General features: G+C 41.1%; 14 protein-coding genes and 1 tRNA gene. 10 read left to right on the top strand and 5 right to left on the bottom strand.

Features of this window, described 5'->3' with window-relative positions:
• The first annotated feature begins 64 nt into the window (after positions 1-64).
• The 8 genes from GGR22_RS10275 (at position 65) to GGR22_RS10310 (ending at position 10,732) form a co-directional block, all read left to right on the top strand.
• Positions 65-149, top strand: a tRNA-Ser gene (locus GGR22_RS10275).
• A gap of 193 nt (positions 150-342) precedes the next feature.
• Entirely contained in the window at positions 343-720 is a 378-nt protein-coding gene (locus tag GGR22_RS10280) for a hypothetical protein (protein WP_182493589.1), read from the top strand.
• A gap of 698 nt (positions 721-1,418) precedes the next feature.
• The gene (locus GGR22_RS10285) at positions 1,419-3,395 is read left to right on the top strand and encodes a tetratricopeptide repeat-containing sensor histidine kinase (RefSeq protein WP_182493590.1); all 1,977 of its coding nucleotides are present in this window, start codon (positions 1,419-1,421) and stop codon (positions 3,393-3,395) included.
• A gap of 6 nt (positions 3,396-3,401) precedes the next feature.
• A complete protein-coding gene (locus tag GGR22_RS10290) occupies positions 3,402-4,151 on the top strand; it encodes a LytR/AlgR family response regulator transcription factor (RefSeq protein WP_182493591.1) in 750 nt (249 codons plus the stop codon).
• Between the two features lie 151 nt (positions 4,152-4,302).
• Positions 4,303-5,415, top strand: coding sequence for a hypothetical protein (locus tag GGR22_RS10295; RefSeq protein WP_182493592.1), 1,113 nt, complete (start codon positions 4,303-4,305; stop codon positions 5,413-5,415).
• Positions 5,416-5,568: 153 nt separating this feature from the next.
• Positions 5,569-6,753 (top strand): PemB family protein, encoded by a 1,185-nt coding sequence (locus GGR22_RS10300; protein WP_182493593.1) that lies wholly within the window; start codon positions 5,569-5,571, stop codon positions 6,751-6,753.
• A gap of 18 nt (positions 6,754-6,771) precedes the next feature.
• Complete coding sequence (locus GGR22_RS10305; RefSeq protein ID WP_182493594.1) at positions 6,772-7,548, top strand: T9SS type A sorting domain-containing protein; 777 nt, start codon at positions 6,772-6,774, stop codon at positions 7,546-7,548.
• A 262-nt stretch (positions 7,549-7,810) separates the two neighbouring features.
• Positions 7,811-10,732, top strand: coding sequence for a PQQ-dependent sugar dehydrogenase (locus tag GGR22_RS10310; protein WP_182493595.1), 2,922 nt, complete (start codon positions 7,811-7,813; stop codon positions 10,730-10,732).
• 163 nt (positions 10,733-10,895) lie between these two features.
• Here GGR22_RS10310 and GGR22_RS10315 read toward each other — a convergent pair whose 3' ends face one another.
• The 5 genes from GGR22_RS10315 to GGR22_RS10335 all read right to left on the bottom strand — a co-directional run bounded on the left by GGR22_RS10315 (position 10,896) and on the right by GGR22_RS10335 (position 17,161).
• Positions 10,896-12,272: an RCC1 domain-containing protein gene (locus GGR22_RS10315; RefSeq protein ID WP_182493596.1), complete on the bottom strand. Its 1,377-nt coding sequence runs from the start codon at positions 12,270-12,272 to the stop codon at positions 10,896-10,898.
• 379 nt (positions 12,273-12,651) lie between these two features.
• On the bottom strand, positions 12,652-14,028 hold the full coding sequence (locus tag GGR22_RS10320) for an RCC1 domain-containing protein (protein ID WP_182493597.1): 1,377 nt from the start codon (positions 14,026-14,028) through the stop codon (positions 12,652-12,654).
• A gap of 861 nt (positions 14,029-14,889) precedes the next feature.
• Complete coding sequence (locus tag GGR22_RS10325; RefSeq protein WP_182494006.1) at positions 14,890-15,489, bottom strand: HD domain-containing protein; 600 nt, start codon at positions 15,487-15,489, stop codon at positions 14,890-14,892.
• Positions 15,490-15,650: 161 nt separating this feature from the next.
• On the bottom strand, positions 15,651-16,145 hold the full coding sequence (locus tag GGR22_RS10330; protein WP_182493598.1) for a hypothetical protein: 495 nt from the start codon (positions 16,143-16,145) through the stop codon (positions 15,651-15,653).
• Between the two features lie 158 nt (positions 16,146-16,303).
• Positions 16,304-17,161 carry an AraC family transcriptional regulator gene (locus GGR22_RS10335; RefSeq protein WP_182493599.1) on the bottom strand — a complete coding sequence of 286 codons (858 nt, stop codon included), beginning with the start codon at positions 17,159-17,161 and terminating at the stop codon, positions 16,304-16,306.
• 194 nt (positions 17,162-17,355) lie between these two features.
• Here GGR22_RS10335 and GGR22_RS10340 point away from each other — a divergent pair, with 194 nt between their 5' ends.
• Positions 17,356-17,766 carry a VOC family protein gene (locus tag GGR22_RS10340; protein ID WP_182493600.1) on the top strand — a complete coding sequence of 137 codons (411 nt, stop codon included), beginning with the start codon at positions 17,356-17,358 and terminating at the stop codon, positions 17,764-17,766.
• Positions 17,767-17,808: 42 nt separating this feature from the next.
• On the top strand, positions 17,809-18,645 hold the full coding sequence (locus tag GGR22_RS10345) for an AraC family transcriptional regulator (protein WP_182493601.1): 837 nt from the start codon (positions 17,809-17,811) through the stop codon (positions 18,643-18,645).
• Positions 18,646-18,681: the final 36 nt, after the last annotated feature.

Below are 18,681 nucleotides of genomic sequence, written 5' to 3' on the forward strand. Positions count from 1 at the left end.
GTTTTGAAACTCGAAAAAGGTTTCTATATTTGCACTCGCAATCAGGAAATGAGAGCAACATACTGGAGAAATGGCAGAGCGGTCGAATGCGGCAGTCTTGAAAACTGTTGACTGTAACAGGTCCGGGGGTTCGAATCCCTCTTTCTCCGCTGAACAGGCAAAACGCTGTAAAACTTATGTTTTATGGCGTTTTTTGTTTTGTAGCAGTATCACAGAAGTTCATAAAATGGTAGATACCTTTCTTTTATGAAATTACATTCAGAATCCCATACCTAATCACAATCTTAGCACAAATTCCATTGTATACTGTGCGCATGACTTATCTTTAAAAAAAGTAAAGATATGTCAGCTAAAAACAAGAAGTTATTTGGGGTTTGGATGGATTCCCACAATGCAACCATCGTAGGAAATTCAGAGGAAGAAGAAAAAGTGTTTGCAGTTATTGGGCAGGTCAAAAACGCAGGTCCGGATAATAACTCCAACGAAAATGCAGCAAACAATCAGGAGATTTCCCTAACACAGAAATTCTTCAAGGAAATTGCCAGTCAAATGCCAAACATTGATGAAATCCACATAACAGGAACTGGGCAGATTCAGGAACAGTTTATGAAGTATCTGGCAGAAACACCACAATATAAAAATGTGGCCGCATCAGAAAGTACCTCCAATAAAATGAGCGAAGAAAATCTGCTGTTGTTTATCAAAAAACATTTTAATTAAGTTTAAAACGACTTTGTGTTACCGCAATTGCATGCTTTAAAAAAGTGGACCGGATATTCCAAAAGAAAGAACACATATTTCCTGAACTTCGCCGTGAGTATGAAATATTTAGAGAAAGCCGTATTTCGTACCACTCAAAGTTTTATCCGGGCTTTTAAATCCTATACCGGCAATACGCAGTCGCGTTCACAAAATATTTGTCAAAAAGCATAAAACCTGCTAACTTCAAAATTTGCAGGTTTTTCTGTTTTATGACTTACCCCTCTTCTACTTCCAAAATTTTCAAAAACCCACAAAGTTTACAAGCCAATTCTGTGGCCTTTTTTTGAACTGCTATCTTTTTATCATTAGGAATTAAGGCTGTTTTTTTATATCAATAAACTTAGAAACAAAAGACTTACTTGGAAAAAGAAAGGAAAACCGCCCAATTGAGAATATTATTAAAACAATTAAGCCTGTTTTAATTTCTGTTTCCTAAAAAAATATTCTTTTTTATTCTCTATATTTGGACATTCAATATCATATTTTTTTGTCCCATGCATAGGATTATTAAGACAACTGTCCTGCTTTTAATTGGTTTCTTTTATTCAAATTCCTATTGCCAGGATGATATTGATTCCCTTAAAAATATAGGGGACACTAAAGTCAGTTTTGAAACCCCTTACATTTACGAAAATTAAACCCCGATTGCCATTACAATGTTTAAAATCCCCAAACTGCTAGTTCTAGCTTTTTCCATCCTGTTTTTTTCGAGCAGCTATTCGCAAGACAAGACTATTGATTCGCTGAAAATTGTCCTTAGGAACACCAAGGTCCATGATACTACAAAATTACAGGCGATAGCTGACGTCATGGATAACTACTATTCGCTAGACGACAAAAATTATTACTACCTCAATACTATATTGGGCAACTTAGCCCTGAAAAATTATAAAAAAGGCAATACCTCCAAAGAGCAAATAATATATGCCGAATGGCTTGCCGCGCATTATTCTATTGTAGCAAATCGATATTCCCAAAAAGCGATGCCCGAAAAAGCATTGGCTTACCATGACAAAGCTATTGCGATTTTAAGATCCATAAAATCCTATGATGAAATGTACGTAGTTTCTTTAAACAAAGCGGCATTTTATGCTAAGATGGAAAAAAACAAAGAGGCAATTCCGCTGATTTATGCGGCTCTTAAGTTTTATGAAAAGGATCCTGTGAAGTATGCCGAGCAAATGTCCTATGCCCTGACGATGATGGCCAATGTGTATTCCAGCCAAAACCAGTACGAAAAAGCCATATCTTATGACCTAAAAGCTATTGGTTACTACGATGCTTTTTATGCCAAAAACTCAATCACTCACACTCTTTACCTTAAAGCCTTGTGTTATGGCCATATTGCGTTCTGCTACACCCGGATGAAGGAATACAATCAGAGTATTATTTACAATAGTAAAGCGCTGGCTATTACGAAAAAAATAGGAGCCGATTCGCAGACAGCACAAGCGTTGGCAAGAATGGGAGAGGCACACACAAAGCTTGGCCATTTTGAGGAAGCAGAAAAATTATACCAGGAAGTTCTTGGAATGAAAAGCTTAACTGTAGAAAACGACAACCTGTCCATTGCCATGTCAACGCTGGGCCTTGGGTTGCTCAATTTTGAAAAAGGAGATTTAGACAAAGCCAACTTATATTCCGCCAAAGGTTTTGCCTTGAGCAAAGAAACGGGTAATATCGCTCTTCAGAAACAAGGCGCCGATTTGCTGTATACGATAAACATCAAGACCAAAAATTTTGAGAAGGCCCTCGAAATGTATAAATATTATGAGAAGATTGTCGACTCAACCCAGATCCTCGAAGCAAAAGGCGCTTTTGAAAAACAGCAGCTCCAATATGACTTCGAGAAAAAAGAGCTAAACTACAAGCTCGTTTCCCAAAAGAAAGCGGCCGTTAAGAATAATTGGCTTATTGCACTTTCTGGCGCGATTGTAGTGTTGCTGCTAGGAGTTTATTTCTATTACCGAAATAACAAACAAAAACACGCCATAGCCGGACTGGAGAAAAACCAAATCAAGCAGAAACTTCTGATTACGCAGATGAATCCGCATTTTATCTTCAATTCCATTGATAACATCCAAGGACTCATCCACGACAAGAAAGATAGCGACGCAGTAAATTACTTGTCCAAATTCTCAAAACTGACAAGGCAGATCCTAGAGAATTCCAATGAAAACTACATTTCTTTATCCGAAGAAGTCGAGATGATCGAGAACTACCTTTCCATACAGCAGCTGCTGTATTCCAACAAATTCGACTATAAGGTTGATGTAGAGGATGCCATCGATACCGAAGCCATATTGCTGCCGCCAATGCTGACTCAGCCATTTATTGAGAATGCCATCAAGCATGGTTTGGGCAACAAGGATAAGAACGGAATGATCGAGATTCACTTTTACCTGAAGGAAAGCAAACTCTTCTTCGAGGTTTCGGATAATGGAAAAGGCTTTGATGCCGAGAAGAAAGTGACCAACCACAAATCGCTTGCGATGACCATAACGAAGGAACGCCTTGTAAACTATACCAAAAATGCCGACTTTATCGTGCAGGCAGATAATATAAAGGATACCAATGAAAATATTGTTGGTGCCAAAATTAGTTTTGAAATCCCGTATATTTACGAAAATTAAAAGACCATGTTAAGAGCCGTTGTCGTAGACGATATCGAAAATATCAGAAAGAAGAATATTGCCATCATCAAAGCCAGTTGCCCTAATGTTTCAGTAATCGGGCAGGCAGATTCTGTAGAATCCGGAATTGAAGCCATTAAGCAGCTTTCGCCGGATATTGTTTTTCTCGATGTTGAAATGCCAGATGGTACCGGTTTCGACCTGCTTCAAAAACTCAAACCGATTAACTTTAAGGTGATTTTCATTACGGGTTATGAGGATTTTGCGATTCGGGCCTTCCGCTTTTCAGCCATTGATTACCTGTTAAAGCCCCTAGATGCGGCAGACTTGGTTGATGCTGTTAAGAAAGCTGAGGAAGCCCTGAGCAAGGAAGTTTTTGACATGAAACTAAGCAATCTGTTCTCTAATCTCGAAAGGCCGAAAAACCTGCAGAAGCTAATCCTAAAAACGGCTGATAAAATTTACTCGGTCAATATCCAGGATATTGTCAACTGCGAATCCGATAAAAACTACACTACTTTTAATTTCATCAATGCGCCCAAGCTTATTGTTTCTACCAATCTTAAGGAATATGAAACGATGCTGTCGCCTTATAATTTTTTCAGGTCACACCAGTCGCACCTGATCAATATGGCGTATTTCGACCATTTCATCAAAACCGATGGAGGAAATACGATTATGATGAAAAACAAAACGGCCATACCGCTTTCAGTCCGTAAAAAGGAAGAATTCTTGGTCTTGCTCGAAAACCTTTAGGTCGAAAATTTCCCTAAAACGAATTTCCTTTACTATCCTACGAATTTCCTCCAAAAGGAAACGTATACACATTGCCTAAAATTTCCATTCCATTTTGATTTATGTTTGACCTGTAATTAAAAAAGTACTAACTTTTAAAGACATTAAAAACATGAAACAGATTAAAACCAGTGCGATGATTGTTGCACTATTATTTTCCTTTACGGCAGCCAATGCGCAACTTTTGAATAAAGTTACAAAAGCTGCCAATACTGCCAGCAACGTGGTTGAAGGCGCCAAAGGTGTCGACAAAGTAGCAAAAAAAGTAAAAGGTAAAGCAGCAGGTGGCGGATTCGCAACCGGATTAAAGTTAGACTGGAGTATGTATAAGCAGACACCTGCCATAACTTTTAACTCACTTCTTTATGGAACCAGAGACGGAAGATGTGCTGACTATACCGGCACCTTTATTCCGAATAAAACGGCAAACGGAAAAGCAATAGACTATACCGCAGACCAGTCAGAGTATTTAAGAATCAAGGTTTATAAAGACGGCGAATACATGAACTATTTTGAATATGACGGACACCAAGTTTTTGATGACGGTAAGAAGACAAAGTTTAATGTGCCAAGCAGTCGTTACAAGCGTGATGGCGAATGGGTTGGATGGTCAGAATCGTTCATAACAGACTGGGGTCCGGGTAATTATAGATTGGATTTTTATGCTGGAGACAAAATGTTCTACGCTTTCGACTTTGAACTGCACAAGCTGGTAAACGATGACCCGTATGGTGCTATAAAAGATATGTTTGTTACACGTGGGCCATGGAATAATTTTGCCTATTTGAATTATGCAGATACAGGAAATTTGGTTTTTGGGTACTATATCACACATGAAGAGTTTAAGCCGTTTCCTGCAAACAGCAAAAAAACGACCAAGAGTGTAAAGTGGTCGGTAAATATGTTTAAAGACAACAAATTGTATGCACAGCATTATGGAAACGGGCCTAACCAAGCTCAGGTAGAACAAGCCAAATGGAACGAAGTTTCTTGTGCTTTCAAACTGGTTAATAAACCAGGGGAAATCAAATTTGCTGATCTTACCGATGGCGCTTATAGAATTGAACTTTCAGTTGAAGGTGAAAGCAATGCGAGGATCTACAAATTTACAGTTAAGGATAAAAAAGTAGTGCAAATACCTGAACAAGACAGAACTAAGAATACAGACCCTACCCGATTGATCGAAGGATGGAATGACTATTTCTGGTTGAAGCTTGAAAAATAGAGACAATAGTAGCTTTCAAAGACCAATAAGTGAAAGCTAATGCCTCAAATTTTCAAATAAAATAACTTCCAAAGCAACAATTATTAATAAAAAAATTGTTGCTTTGGGCTCGTTAAAAAAAATAAAATACCAACTCTATTATTTTAAGACAAAATGAAAAAACAATTACTTCTTATCGCAATCGCGGGCTTGTTTACCTCGATGGCCAATGCAGCTGATTTGTATGTTAGGGCATCTGGAGCAAATGGTGCTTACACTACTGTATCTGCAGCTATAACAGCAGCTGCTAATGGTGACCGCATCATCATCCAGCCAAAAACCGATGGCTCTGCTTACATTGAAAACTTGACCATCAACAAATCGCTAACTTTCGTTTCCGAAACCAATTACAACAAGTATTTCATCAGAGGAACGATAAATATCAATCCGGCTGCAGGACGCGTGGTGACGATAAGCAACTTAAATTCCGGTAGCTTTACCATTTACAACGTAATCGCAACAGGTCCAACAACTGGCGGAAGAACCACCATCAATCTGTTCAATTGCAATTTGAACAATGTGGACACAACCCAAGCGAACACGACCACAAACATGTCTGGATGTACTGTTGGTGGTTATGTGTTCTTTTCGCACGGAAGGATGACCGGAAACAGAGTGCAGAGAATGACGGCCTACAACACTTCTTCTGATACTTCCCTAGCAGCTGACGATGTTGAAATTATAGGAAATTCAGCCTCTTCCGTAATTGCGAATCAACAGACCAGCTATAATTTTAAGTTCTACAATAATTTTACATCAGGATTTGGAGTATACGCAACCAAAGCAGGCGGATCCAACGAAATCGTAAACAATACGGTGTATGAGCCTAATGGCGGAGACGTAGCGCCAATATATATCACCGGAAATGGCAATCCGGGCAGTGGCGGAAACGTTGCCATCATGAACAATGCGATTTCTTTTGTTGTGGCCCAAACCAATACCTGTATCTATTCCGATAATATAGCAACAGTAACGGCGAGCTATAACGTATCTACAAATGCCTTTGTAGTAGAGGGAACAATCACGCAAAGCAACAATACAGGATCTGTCAACATGAACTTCGATAATACAGCTTATACGGTTACAGGAGGCAATGTAAATACAGGAAACCCTGCGGTACAATATACCGATTTAGATTTAACCAGAAACGATGCCGGGCATTACGGCGGTTCCAACAGCTGGGCGAATTACTTTCCAGCGGACAATGGCGGAAGGCCTCAGGTAAACTATTTTATCACCCCTAGAACCATTTTAAGCACCAGCACATTAAATGTAAGTGGATCAGCTTATTCTAAATAATTCGTAATTTAAAGTAAGATGAGAAAATTTATATATACTATAACTGCAGTACTGGCCGCTAGCTTTTGTACTGCACAAAGCTCGATAACGCAGGCTGAATATTTTTGGGACACCGATCCAGGGGTTGGACTTGCAACTCCTGTCCAGGCTGCCGATGGTAATTTCAACAGTGCTTTTGAACGATTAACCAAAATAGGAATTACTGCACCAAGTGTAGGATTGCATAAATTCTGTATTCGAGTAAAAGACAATACCGGGCAATGGGGACCTGTTTTTGTAAACATTATTAATGTGGAACAACCTGGTACGACATCTGTAATGTCAATATTGCAAGCCGAATATTTCTGGGATACCGATCCGGGAGCTGGAAACGGAACAGCAATTTTGGCCACTGACGGCAGCTTTAACAGTGCCTACGAACAACTAAGCAGAACCGGAATCGCATTGCCTTCCGTAGGCTTGCACGTATTCAATATCCGTGTAAAAGACAACACGGGTCAATGGGGGCCAGTTTTTAGGAACGTTGTTTCAGTACAGAATTCTTTGTCTACAGACGATCTTTCGCTTGCTAACTTAGTGATTTATCCAAACCCGGTAAAAGATGTACTGAATGTTTCGTTTGATAAAGAAATCAGAACCATCACTGTTTTCAATACCTTAGGGCAGCAGGTTATGGAAAGACAAGTAAATGCTACTGAAACAGTTATTAATGTTTCGAGTTTAACATCGGGTACGTACTTTGTAAAGGTAACTGCCGATAGCGCCTTTAAAACACTAAAAGTTATAAAAGAGTAGTACGTTTTTTTATTTTAATTACGCCTCAGTTTAGGTATTTTACAAAATAGTAATGTAACTAACTGAGAAAGAATATAAACTTATAATTATTGATAGATGAAGAGACAACCTGTTGGTTGTCTCTTCTTTTTTTTGACGGTAACGGCCAGATTATTTATTGAATTATTACAGAGGTGTCCTTTAATTTTTTTTTAAACTAACATTTAGGGTATAAGAATATGCTAACTTTGTTTAACCAAACCTACTAATTCATTAAATCGCTATGAATCCAAATCTACCTTTCCGTTTCTCAAAACGCCTACACCCATTATTTTTAGTACTTACTCTATTTTTAATCAATACTTGGCAGGCCCGCAGCCAATACATTACAGAAAACCTTACGCCTGCAGCAGTAATTAAGGAAGGACTGTCTTTAGAGCAGTCTTCAGACGGGCGAATATTTATAGCAGAACGAGGCGGTATCGTAAAAGTGTACCAAAATAATACCGTTTCCACCGTTTTTACAGTAACAACCGTTACAGACAATGAGCAAGGATTGCTAGGACTTACATTGCACCCTGATTTTGCCACAAACGGCTATATCTATGTATTTTATTCTGTCAATGATGGAGCCGTTATCAGGCATCGGATTGAAAGAGTCCAGATCAACAATGCTAATCAGGAAATAGGCAGGCAACAAATCTTGCTACTAGAACCCATCGGCGGCGGATTCCACAATGGCGGCGATTTGAAGTTCTTTAACGGCTATCTTTATGTGGCAGTCGGCGATAGCCAGCAAAACACCAATTCCCAAGATTTAGATACGTATAAAGGAAAAATACTTCGAATCACCGAAAACGGACTGCCAGCTCCTGGAAATCCGTTTTATGGAAGCGGTTCTGTACAGCGACAAAGCATTTGGGTATATGGCTTCCGTAATCCGTGGAGGCTGATTCCCAATCCCACAGCTAATAAATTGTTTGTCTTGGATGTTGGAACTTCATGGGAAGAAGTAAATGAAATCAGCAATCCAGCCATCCGCAACTATGGATGGGGACACCCGCAAGGCGGCGACGGAGTACAGACCGAAACGAATTTATTTACTAATCCAATATTTACGTATGCGACAGGAAGCATAGGCAACGCACTGACAAACGGAGTGCTTTATAATCCTGCAACGCCTCGATATCCAAATCTTCAAGGAAAGTTTATATTTAAGGACTATGTAAGGAATGAAATACGATCTTTTGATCCGACAATCGCAAATCCGGTTTCCAACGTATTTTATACTGCCCCACAGCAATATGCATTGGGCATGATGCTCGGAAATGATGGGTATATCTACTATTGCAGTTACAGCAACACAGGCGATTTGATCAAGCTGAACTACATTGAAACTGCTGCTCCAACTATAGTCGACCATCCCGTTTCGCAAACAATAATGGAAACCTATCCTGTAACTTTTAGCGTTACCGCTAGCGGAGTCGGACAAACCTACCAATGGCAGTTTAATGGCGTAAATATAACCGGAGCAACTGCCGCCAGCTATACCATTCCAGCAGTAACTATGGCAAATGCCGGCAGCTATTCGGTTATAGTTTCCAATACCGCAGGAACAGTAACAAGCAATTCTGCAATACTAACGGTAGTACCGTTTAGCAATAGACCACAAGTACAGATTATCGCCCCCTTGCCTACTTTGACATGGAATGCCGATGATGTGGTTCATTTTGAAGCCACCGCAACCGATGTGGAAGATGGAGTATTGCCTGCCAGTGCTTTTTCTTGGAGCATCGACCTGTTTCATGAAGACGTTCCTGGTTCAGGACATTCGCATCCAGGTGCCAGCCCTCAAGGTGTCCGATCAGGAAATTTTACAGCATCAAACCAGGGCGAAAAGACACCGAATGTCTGGTACCGATTTACGGTAACGGTAACAGACAGCAACGGACTGACTGCTACGGCATCTGTAGATATTGATCCCAATCTGGTGGATATCACGACAACCAGCTCCCCTGCTTTGCTAAACTTAGAATTCAATCAAAAGCCAATAGTAGCGCCTGCTACAAGACAAGTTGTAGCCAATGCCAATTTGCAGACACTGAATGCCCCAACGCCACAATATGCAGGTACTACCCGTTATGACTTTGACCATTGGAGCCAAGGCGGAGCCGCTAATCAGACATTTCAGGCACCTGCCACTGGCACTGCTACATTTACGGCATTCTATACTGCAACTCCCCTACAGACTGCTCCCTATCAAGGTATTGTAGCCCAGATTCCGGGTGTTATAGAAGCAGAAAACTACGATATTGGCCCTGCTGCTTATTTTGACACCAATGGTGGCGGTGATAACGTCTACAGGCCAGGCGACGGAGTGGGAACAGAAGCCTGCAGTGAAGGAGGTTATAATATAGCGTATGTTGCTACAAATGAATGGCTCAAATATACGGCGCAAGTAACTACTACAGGCAATTACAATATCAGCTTCAGAACCTCAACTCCTTATAATGCCAAAACGCTGCATCTTGAAGTCGATGGTATCAATGTGACTGGATCTGTGACGATACCAAACTCAGGAGGCTTCCAAGCATGGCAAACCGCTACAGTAACCAATATTCCTTTAACTCAGGGTGTTCATGTCATCACCTTGCATTTTGAAAGAGCCGATATTAATATCAATAAGATGGAGTTTGTACTTGCTGGAGCAACTGCAGCCCCAATCGCCGATTTTGAAGTAAACCCACAGATGGGATGCATCAACGCAGCAGTTACTTTCACATCGGTTTCTATAGGAACCATAGACAATTATGCATGGAACTTTGGTGCTGGAGCGCAGCCGGCAACAGCAACTGGAGTCGGTCCCCATTCTGTACTGTATTCGACAGAAGGCACTAGAGATGTTTTATTAACCGTTAGCAATACAATTGGCAGTAATACAAAAGAAGTCTCCTATATGGTGCATCACTGTGATCTTGGTGTTGAAATTCCTGAAGAAAATTCAAATAAAATAAAAGTCTATCCAAATCCGTCAACAGGAATATTCCAATTATCAAAAGAACTAGAATGGACCGTATTTTCAGCCCTCGGCGCTAAAATAAAACAAGGATCCGGAAATCTGATTGATATTTCAGAGCATGCCTCAGGAGTATACTTTCTAAAAACAAATGAAGCCAATAAGGCGATACATATTATCAAATTATAATAGATACTATTAAAGTAGAGTAAAGAAAATGCCAGTTAAAATCTATTGGAAAGTAGTTCTTTTTCCACAGACCGAAAGGTAATATAAAGTAAAACGCCGTAAAACAAATGTCTTACGGCGTTTTTTGCATTATACTCTATCAAAGAAATTCATTATGAAGTTTTTACTGTTTTACGATTTTCAGGGTCTGTGTATTAGCAGCAGAGGCAACCTTTACCAAATAGGTTCCTGGTGACAAAGCAGACAAATCAAGTGCAGCTTCATTGTCCTGAATGGACTTGCTGAATACTTCCTGTCCTAACAGATTATAAATAGAAACCATAGTAATTCCCTGCTCGTAAGAAAGGTGAAGTAATTCTCTGACCGGATTGGGATAAGCGTTGACTTTCGTGGCTGCATATTCATTTACGGCTAAGGAAGTACAGATAATAGGTGTCAGTGTATTTTTGTTGGTATTGGTTCCGTCTCCCAATTGCCCCAAAGTATTTACCCCCGTTGCATATAGAAAGCCATCGCTATTCATTATCTGCGAGAAATTTCGTCCTGCAGAAATCAAGGTCTTGTCTGCATTGGTACTTATCAGGGTAGGAATAGTGATGTTGGTGGTGCTGGCTGTTCCATGGCCCAGCTCACCAGTTTCGTTGTTGCCCCAGCTCCAAAGACCGCCGTTTGTTTTCAGGGCAAGAGAATGGTCGGATCCGGCCACGGCCTTTGCCCAATCATTATCTGTTCCTATTTGAGTAGGTGTCACGGCTGAGGATGAGTTTCCTAGGCCTAATTCTCCATCACTTCCAAATCCCCATGCCCAAAGCGTTCCGTCTGTCTTGATACCTAGGCTATGGGTATGTCCTCCGTCTATGCTTTTCCAGTTGGTGGCTGTGCCAATCTGTGTAGGTATTTTTTTGTTAGTATTGGTGCCGTCACCTAATTGGTGTGTACCATTCCATCCCCATGCCCAAAGCGTTCCAGTGGTCTTAATAGCAATTGAGTGAGCGCTTCCGGCTTCGATAGCCAGCCAATCGGTATCGACGCCTATCTGGACGGGTTGATTTTTATTGACAAGCGTGTTGTCGCCCAGTTGGCCTTGGGCGTTGTCACCCCATGTCCAGAGAGTACCATTGGTTTTTAGGCCTATGCTAGATCCTCCTAGTAATCCTGAAGCGGCACTGATATTTTGCCAATCTGTTGCGGTTCCTATCTGAACAGGAGATTGTTTGGAGATATTTGTTCCATCTCCCAGTTGGCCAAATAGATTGGTTCCCCATGCCCAAAGTGTTCCATTGGTTTTTATGGCTAGGGAAAAATTATTTCCTGCACTGATTTTTTGCCAGTCGTTTGCTGTACCGATCTGTACGGGCAGGTTTTTGTCTACTGTGGTACCGTCTCCCAATTCGCCGGTGCCATTGTCGCCCCAAGCCCAAAGCGTACCGTCAGTTTTTAAGGCAAGTGTGTGGTCTGTGCCTGAACTTATGGTCTGCCAGCATTGTGCGTAGTTTTGTAATGATAAAAAAATAAAAAAAAGGGTAATTGTTTTCTTCATGCTTGCTGTTTTTCGGTCTGAAATTGTTTCAGAAATTGTTGGTATTTAAATGATTATTTTTCTTGCTAAAAGCGAATCTTACCCAATTTAATATTTTGTAAAAAGAGTAGTACCTAGCATTTTCAGTACAAAAATTAAGAAAATAAACAAAAAAATTTCGGCGAATGAACAAGTGTTCCTTTTTTAGGTATAAGCGTTGGCTTTCGATGTATAATCGTTTTTTGGGAATAAATAATGGGTAAAGAAAGCGTCTATCAATAAAGTTTGATTCCTCTTTTCCACAGACTGAAAGGTAATGTAAAGCAAAACGCCGTAAAACAAATGTCTTACGGCGTTTTTTGCATTATGCTCTATCAAAGAAATTCATTAAACGAAGTTTTTACTGTTTTACGATTTTCAGGGTCTGTGTATTAGCAGCAGAGGTAACCTTTACCAAATAGGTTCCTGGTGACAAAGCAGACAAATCAAGCGCAGCTTCATTGTCCTGAATGGACTTGCTGAATACTTCCTGTCCTAACAGATTATAAACGGAAACCATAGTAATTCCCTGCCCATAAGAAAGGTGCAGTAGGTCTCTGACCGGATTGGGATAAGCGTTGACTTTCGTGGCTCCAAATTCATTTACGCCCAGGGCAGTACAGATAACAGGCGTAAGTGTGTTTTTGTTGGTGTTGGTCCCATCTCCCAATTCTCCATCAGCGTTGAAACCAGTTGCATACAGAAAGCCATCAGCATTCATTATTAGTGAGAACTCTCCCCCTGTTGAAATCAAAGTCTTATCCGCATTGGTATTTACCTGGGTAGGAACCGTTATGTCAGTAGTGCTGTTTGTTCCGAGGCCCAGTTCACCGCTTTCATTTTTGCCCCAGCTCCAAAGGGTGCCATTGGTTTTCAGGGCAAGGGAATGATCGTCTCCTGCTACGGCCTTTGCCCAATCATTATCTAATCCTACTTGAGTAGGAACATTGATATATAGTACCGTTCCCAAGCCCAATTGTCCTTCACTTCCAAACCCCCATGTCCAAAGCGTCCCGTCTGTTTTGATACCCAGGGTATGGTTTCTTGTAGTGTCTATACTTTTCCAATTGGTGGCCGTGCCAATCTGTGTAGGTACTAATTTGCTAGTGCCGGTACCGTCACCTAATTGGTATGAAACATTATTTCCCCATGCCCAAAGCGTTCCGGTAATCTTAATAGCTACTGAGTAGCTGCTTCCGGCGCAGATAGCATTCCAATTGGTATCAGTCCCTACCTGGACAGGTTGGTTTCTGCTAGTAAGCGAGCTATTGCCCAGCTGACCTGATGAGTTGAAGCCCCATGCCCAGAGTGTGCCGTTGGTTTTTATGGCCAAGCTATGTCCCCCTAATGTTCCTGCTGAGGCACTGATACTTTTCCAGTCGGTTGCGGTTCCTATCCGAACTGGGTAATATCGGCGAGTATTGGTACCATCCCCCAACTGGCCTAAGGCGTTGTTTCCCCACGCCCAGAGTGTCCCATCGGTCTTTATGGCTAGGGAAAATCTTGTACCTGCACTGATTTCTTTCCAGTTGTTTGCTGTGCCGATCTGCACGGGCACGTTCTTGTCGACATCCGAACCGTCACCCAATTGGCCGACTCCATTTTCGCCCCAGGCCCAAAGCGTTCCGTCGGGTTTTATGGCAAGTGTGTGGTCTATGCCTGAACTTATGGTCTGCCAGCATTGTGCGTAGTTTTGTAATGATAAAAAAATTAAAAAAAGAGTAATTGTTTTCTTCATGCTTGCTGTTTTTCGGTCTGAAATTGTTTCAGAAATTGTTGGTATTTAAATGATTATTTTTCTTGCTAAAAGCGAATCTTACCCAATTTAATCTTTTGTAAAAAGAGTAGTACCTAGCATTTTCAGTACAAAAATTAAGAAAATAAACAAAAAAATTTCGGCCAATGAACAAGCGTTTCTTTTTTAGGTCTAAGCGTTGGCTTTCGATGTACAATCGTTTTTTGGAAATAAATAACGGATAAAGCAAGCGTCTATTAATAAAGTATCAAGAAAACAGAAGTTACCCAGATTCTGGCCTCTTTCGTTATCAAGAAATTATATGTAAAGTCAATTACTCCTTTACTCAGAAGAATGAGTACTGCATCCTGTCGGTTCAGTATTGCATGGAGCAGATGCAGAATAGCACATACTCCTTATAACACAACATAGTGACGGTGCTATACAGCAACATACACATGAAATATAACATAAAATTGTTGCTTTATAACACGTACTAGTATGTCATACTACATGCAGAAGATGTACTAATACATATAGATGATGTTATGCTACAAGGAATATTTACTGGGCTACACCTGACAAACGTTATATTACATAATACTGATGTTATATAACAATAATCGTCTGTTGTGCAACATAGAACTGATGTCATGTAACACGATAAAGATAACGTACAACAAGAAGTGCTTGTTACACAACATAAGACTAATGTAATATAACAAACACTTCCTGCTTATAGCACTATATCAATTCCTGGCAGAGCTTGAGACTTTTAGGCTTTTGCCCTCTCCCAATACTCCCAACTTTATGACTTTACAGCTTTCCACTATCAACTATCCATTAAAAACTATCAACTAACAACTACAAACTATCCCTCCGAAGTATCCCCTTCTCCACACTCTCTTCTAACAAACGCTCCGCGTAGTTCCAAATAGAAGTCGAACCGTTTGCGATTGCTTTTTTCTTGTCGTAAACCGTGTGGTATTCGACATTGAATTCGGCCCAGGTTCCGCCATTGTTGCTAGAGTTCTGCAATAAAGGTTCAAAGCGGTCCATGGCCCTGGCAAATTTTGCCTCATCGGTCCTTCCCTCTTCAAACTCTTCCCAAACCGCTATGAAGTCTTGCGCCTGCGCTTCCGGCAATAGCCCAAAGATTCGCTTTGCGGCCAAAAGCTCTTCCTCCGTATTGGTATGATTTTTTGTAGTATCGTAGATAAACGTATCGCCTGCATCTATTTCGACCAGATCGTGGATCAATACCATTTTTACGACCTTAAGCACGTCAATCGGCTTGTCGGAATGCTCCGCCAAGACCAGCGCCATTACGGCCAGATGCCAGCTGTGCTCCGCATCATTTTCATGCCGGTCGCTGTTAAATAATTTTGTCCGGCGCTGTATGTATTTTAATTTATCGATTTCCTTGATAAAGGCGACCTGTTGCAGCAAATTGTTTGTATCCATTACGTTTCGAGTTATGCTAGTAGCGCAAAGCCAAGACAAAGCAATTGGTTATCTCAAGCTTTTTTGTTGTTGATAAACATTGCTGCAAAGGTACATTGATTCGTCCGGAGGCAGCATAGCAATTCCCTTAAAATTTCAAGTCCGTTTTATAAAAATGCAGCTTATACGGCAACCGTGCTGTTGCTTTTCTTTTGCTTTCTAAATTGATAGACAAAGCCCGCAATAAAAAGGACAAGCAAAACAAGAAGCGTCTTTCCGATAATAGGATCGCTGCTGTCTTTTGCCAACGGATGTCCAATCGGAACGCGGGTAAATGTTTCGTTAACGGTAGGTACAAGCGACAGGAAAAAGCTAAACGACAGGCAGAAGTTTTCAAAATGACGCGCCCTACCGCTGCTTTTCTTTTTAGAGTAAAGAAAATACGCTTCCACTACAAGGAACATGATAAACACCGAAAAAGCATGTCCCGCATTCAGTCCGCCATGTTTTGAAATGCCCAGCGATGTCAACGACGTAACAAGAGTTCCATAAAAATATATTTTACCCGATAACGCGCCGAGATAGATCTTACCGTATTTGACAAATCCTACGATGGCCGCAACAATGACCGCAATACCGATGACGGTATGAAAAATTCCTAAATTTGAAAGTCCCATTTTATCTTATTTTAAGTTAGTAATGACGGGACAAATGTCTATCAGAATAAACAGAATCATTTAGCGGATCGGTTCAAATGTTTGGCAATTTGGTTCACAAAAAAAGCACCCTTCCGATAGATCAGAAAGAGGCTTAAAAGAAGATAGGCTATTGGTACTTACTGCTTGCTGTTTTGCTTTTGTCTGTAAGCTGTAGGCGAAACCTTGTATTTGCTGGTAAAGCTTTTGGTGAAATTTGCAAGATCATTAAACCCGCAATCAAACGCAATTTCAGTAATGCGCTGGTCGGAGAGCAAGAGGAGTTCGGCCGCTTTCTCCAGCTTTTTGGCTTTGATGTAGTTGGCGGGCGTATCGTTGTATATCTTAGCGAATTCGCGCTTGAAGGAAGACACGCTTAGGTTGTTCTGCTGCGCCAGTTCTTCAATGGTGAGCTGCGAAAACAGGTGCGCCTCGATAATCTGCTTAAACGTATAAGTGGTAGGAGAAAAAAGCTGCGATAAAATAAGCTGTATCGCTTCCGCATTCTGTGTCTGAGATAGCAGCAATATGATTTCCTTTACTTTCAGGATCAGGATGTCTTCGTTGATCAGGGACGGATTCTCGAAATAAAACAGCAATCCTTCGATGTATTTTTGGATCAGGAAATCGTTGTTTATCTTTTCGCTAGATTGGTTAGAGATGGTATTCTTTGGTGCCTGAAGCAATACCGGCAGTTCCCTGTCGTATATCTTCTTTAATATCTCCGGATAAAAAGTAACGATCACAATCTCGCAATTGCTTTTCGGATGGGAATGATGGAGCTGCTTTCCGGACTGGATGCAGTTCAGCAATAAAGAATAGTTCGTCGGAATGTTGAGCCGTTCGTCATCGATCTGGTATTCGACGTCTCCTTTCAGCACGTATAAAAAGCAAGCCTGTTCCGTTACCGGAAAATCAAACTGGAAGGGCGGCGTCAAAGCAATTTTTTGAAGCAAGGTCTTGCCGTATAGGTCGTGCTTTTTATAATCATTTATCATAGCAATGTAGTGGCATCGTTTCTGCGTGTCCGAATATCAAAGATACGCTATAATTTAGGAAATCGGATTATCGGTGCCGACGAGTTTGCATTCCGATACAACAAATCCAGTCCGAAAGAAAAAAGCCAAGACTGCTTACAGACTGTTGTCATACCGCCCTATTACATTTGTAGCATAACTTTAAAACAGAAGAAATGAATTTCGTATCCATCCGCATTATTACCGATCGTCTAGACGAATTGGTAGCATTTTACGAACAGGTAACGGGCAAGACTGCCGTGCGCTATACTCCCGACTTTGCCGAACTAAAAACTGCCACCGCCACCTTGGCTATCGGAAGCACCAAGACCTTGCTTTTCTTTGGCGGCGAGGCCATTGCAAGGCCCGCCCAAAACAGCAGCGTCATCCTCGAATTTAGGGTAGACGATGTAGAAAAAGACTATGCCCGGTTGGCAGCCTATCTTGAAGATCGTATCGTCCAGAAGCCTACGGCGATGCCTTGGGGCAATACCTCGCTGTTGTTTCGCGATCCCGACGGCAACCTCGTAAATCTGTTTACGCCTGCAACACCCGAAGCCATAGCAAAGTTTGACAACAGCAATTAGATTAAATTTGTACTTTTATCGCCCTAAGAAATTGCATAAAGCGTGAACCCGAAGCCTAAAATACTGCTGCATAAAGATGAATTAAAAAGCATTGGGATTGATATAAAGTCCTTATCGCTGCTTACAGATGTCACGCATCCTGCGCACAGGGACGATCATTTTATGTTTATCATCCAAGCAAAAGGGTCTTCGACATGGGAATTGGATTTCAATACGATAACCTTGGAACCCAATTCTCTTTGTTATGTTGCGCCCGGACAGGTGCATCGCAATATCAGTTCGGAAAAGCCGGAAGGATGGCTGTTTTTTGTCGATCCCAGTTTTGCCTTGCAACAGTATCGTGAAGTTTTTGATACCTTCTTAAACAGCAACCAATACCTTCTTTTAGATAAAAATGAGGATCTTTTTGAACTGGTTGTTCTACTGCAAAAGTGGCTCGAAAGCGGCGAAGCGCTATTAAAAACGCAAATGCTCACGTCCCTGACCAAAACGATCGTGGGATGGATAGCCCAAAAAATATTGACGACCAACGAAAAGCGCATTGATTTTGAAGGTTCTAAATACGTGATAACCGCAAAGTTCAAGCAGCTCATCCAGCAGAAGTTTCGAGAATACAAGCAGGTGAAGGAGTATGCCGACTTTCTCAACATCACGCCGCTCTATCTTAATGAGGCTATAAAAAAGATCACCGGATTTGCGGCCAGCTATTGGATCCATCAGGAAATTATATTGGAAGCAAAGCGACTGTTGCAGTATACCGACCTCAACATCACGGCTGTTGCGTATGAATTGGGCTATGACGATTACGCCTACTTTTCGCGCTTCTTTAAAAAGAATACGGGCACTACCCCGCTTCATTTTAGAAACAGAAAACCATGATTTGTCCAACTAATACCATGAAATAACAGCGTTATC

The sequence above is a fragment of the Flavobacterium gossypii genome (assembly GCF_014138495.1).
GTDB classification, from domain to species: Bacteria; Bacteroidota; Bacteroidia; order Flavobacteriales; family Flavobacteriaceae; genus Flavobacterium; species Flavobacterium endophyticum.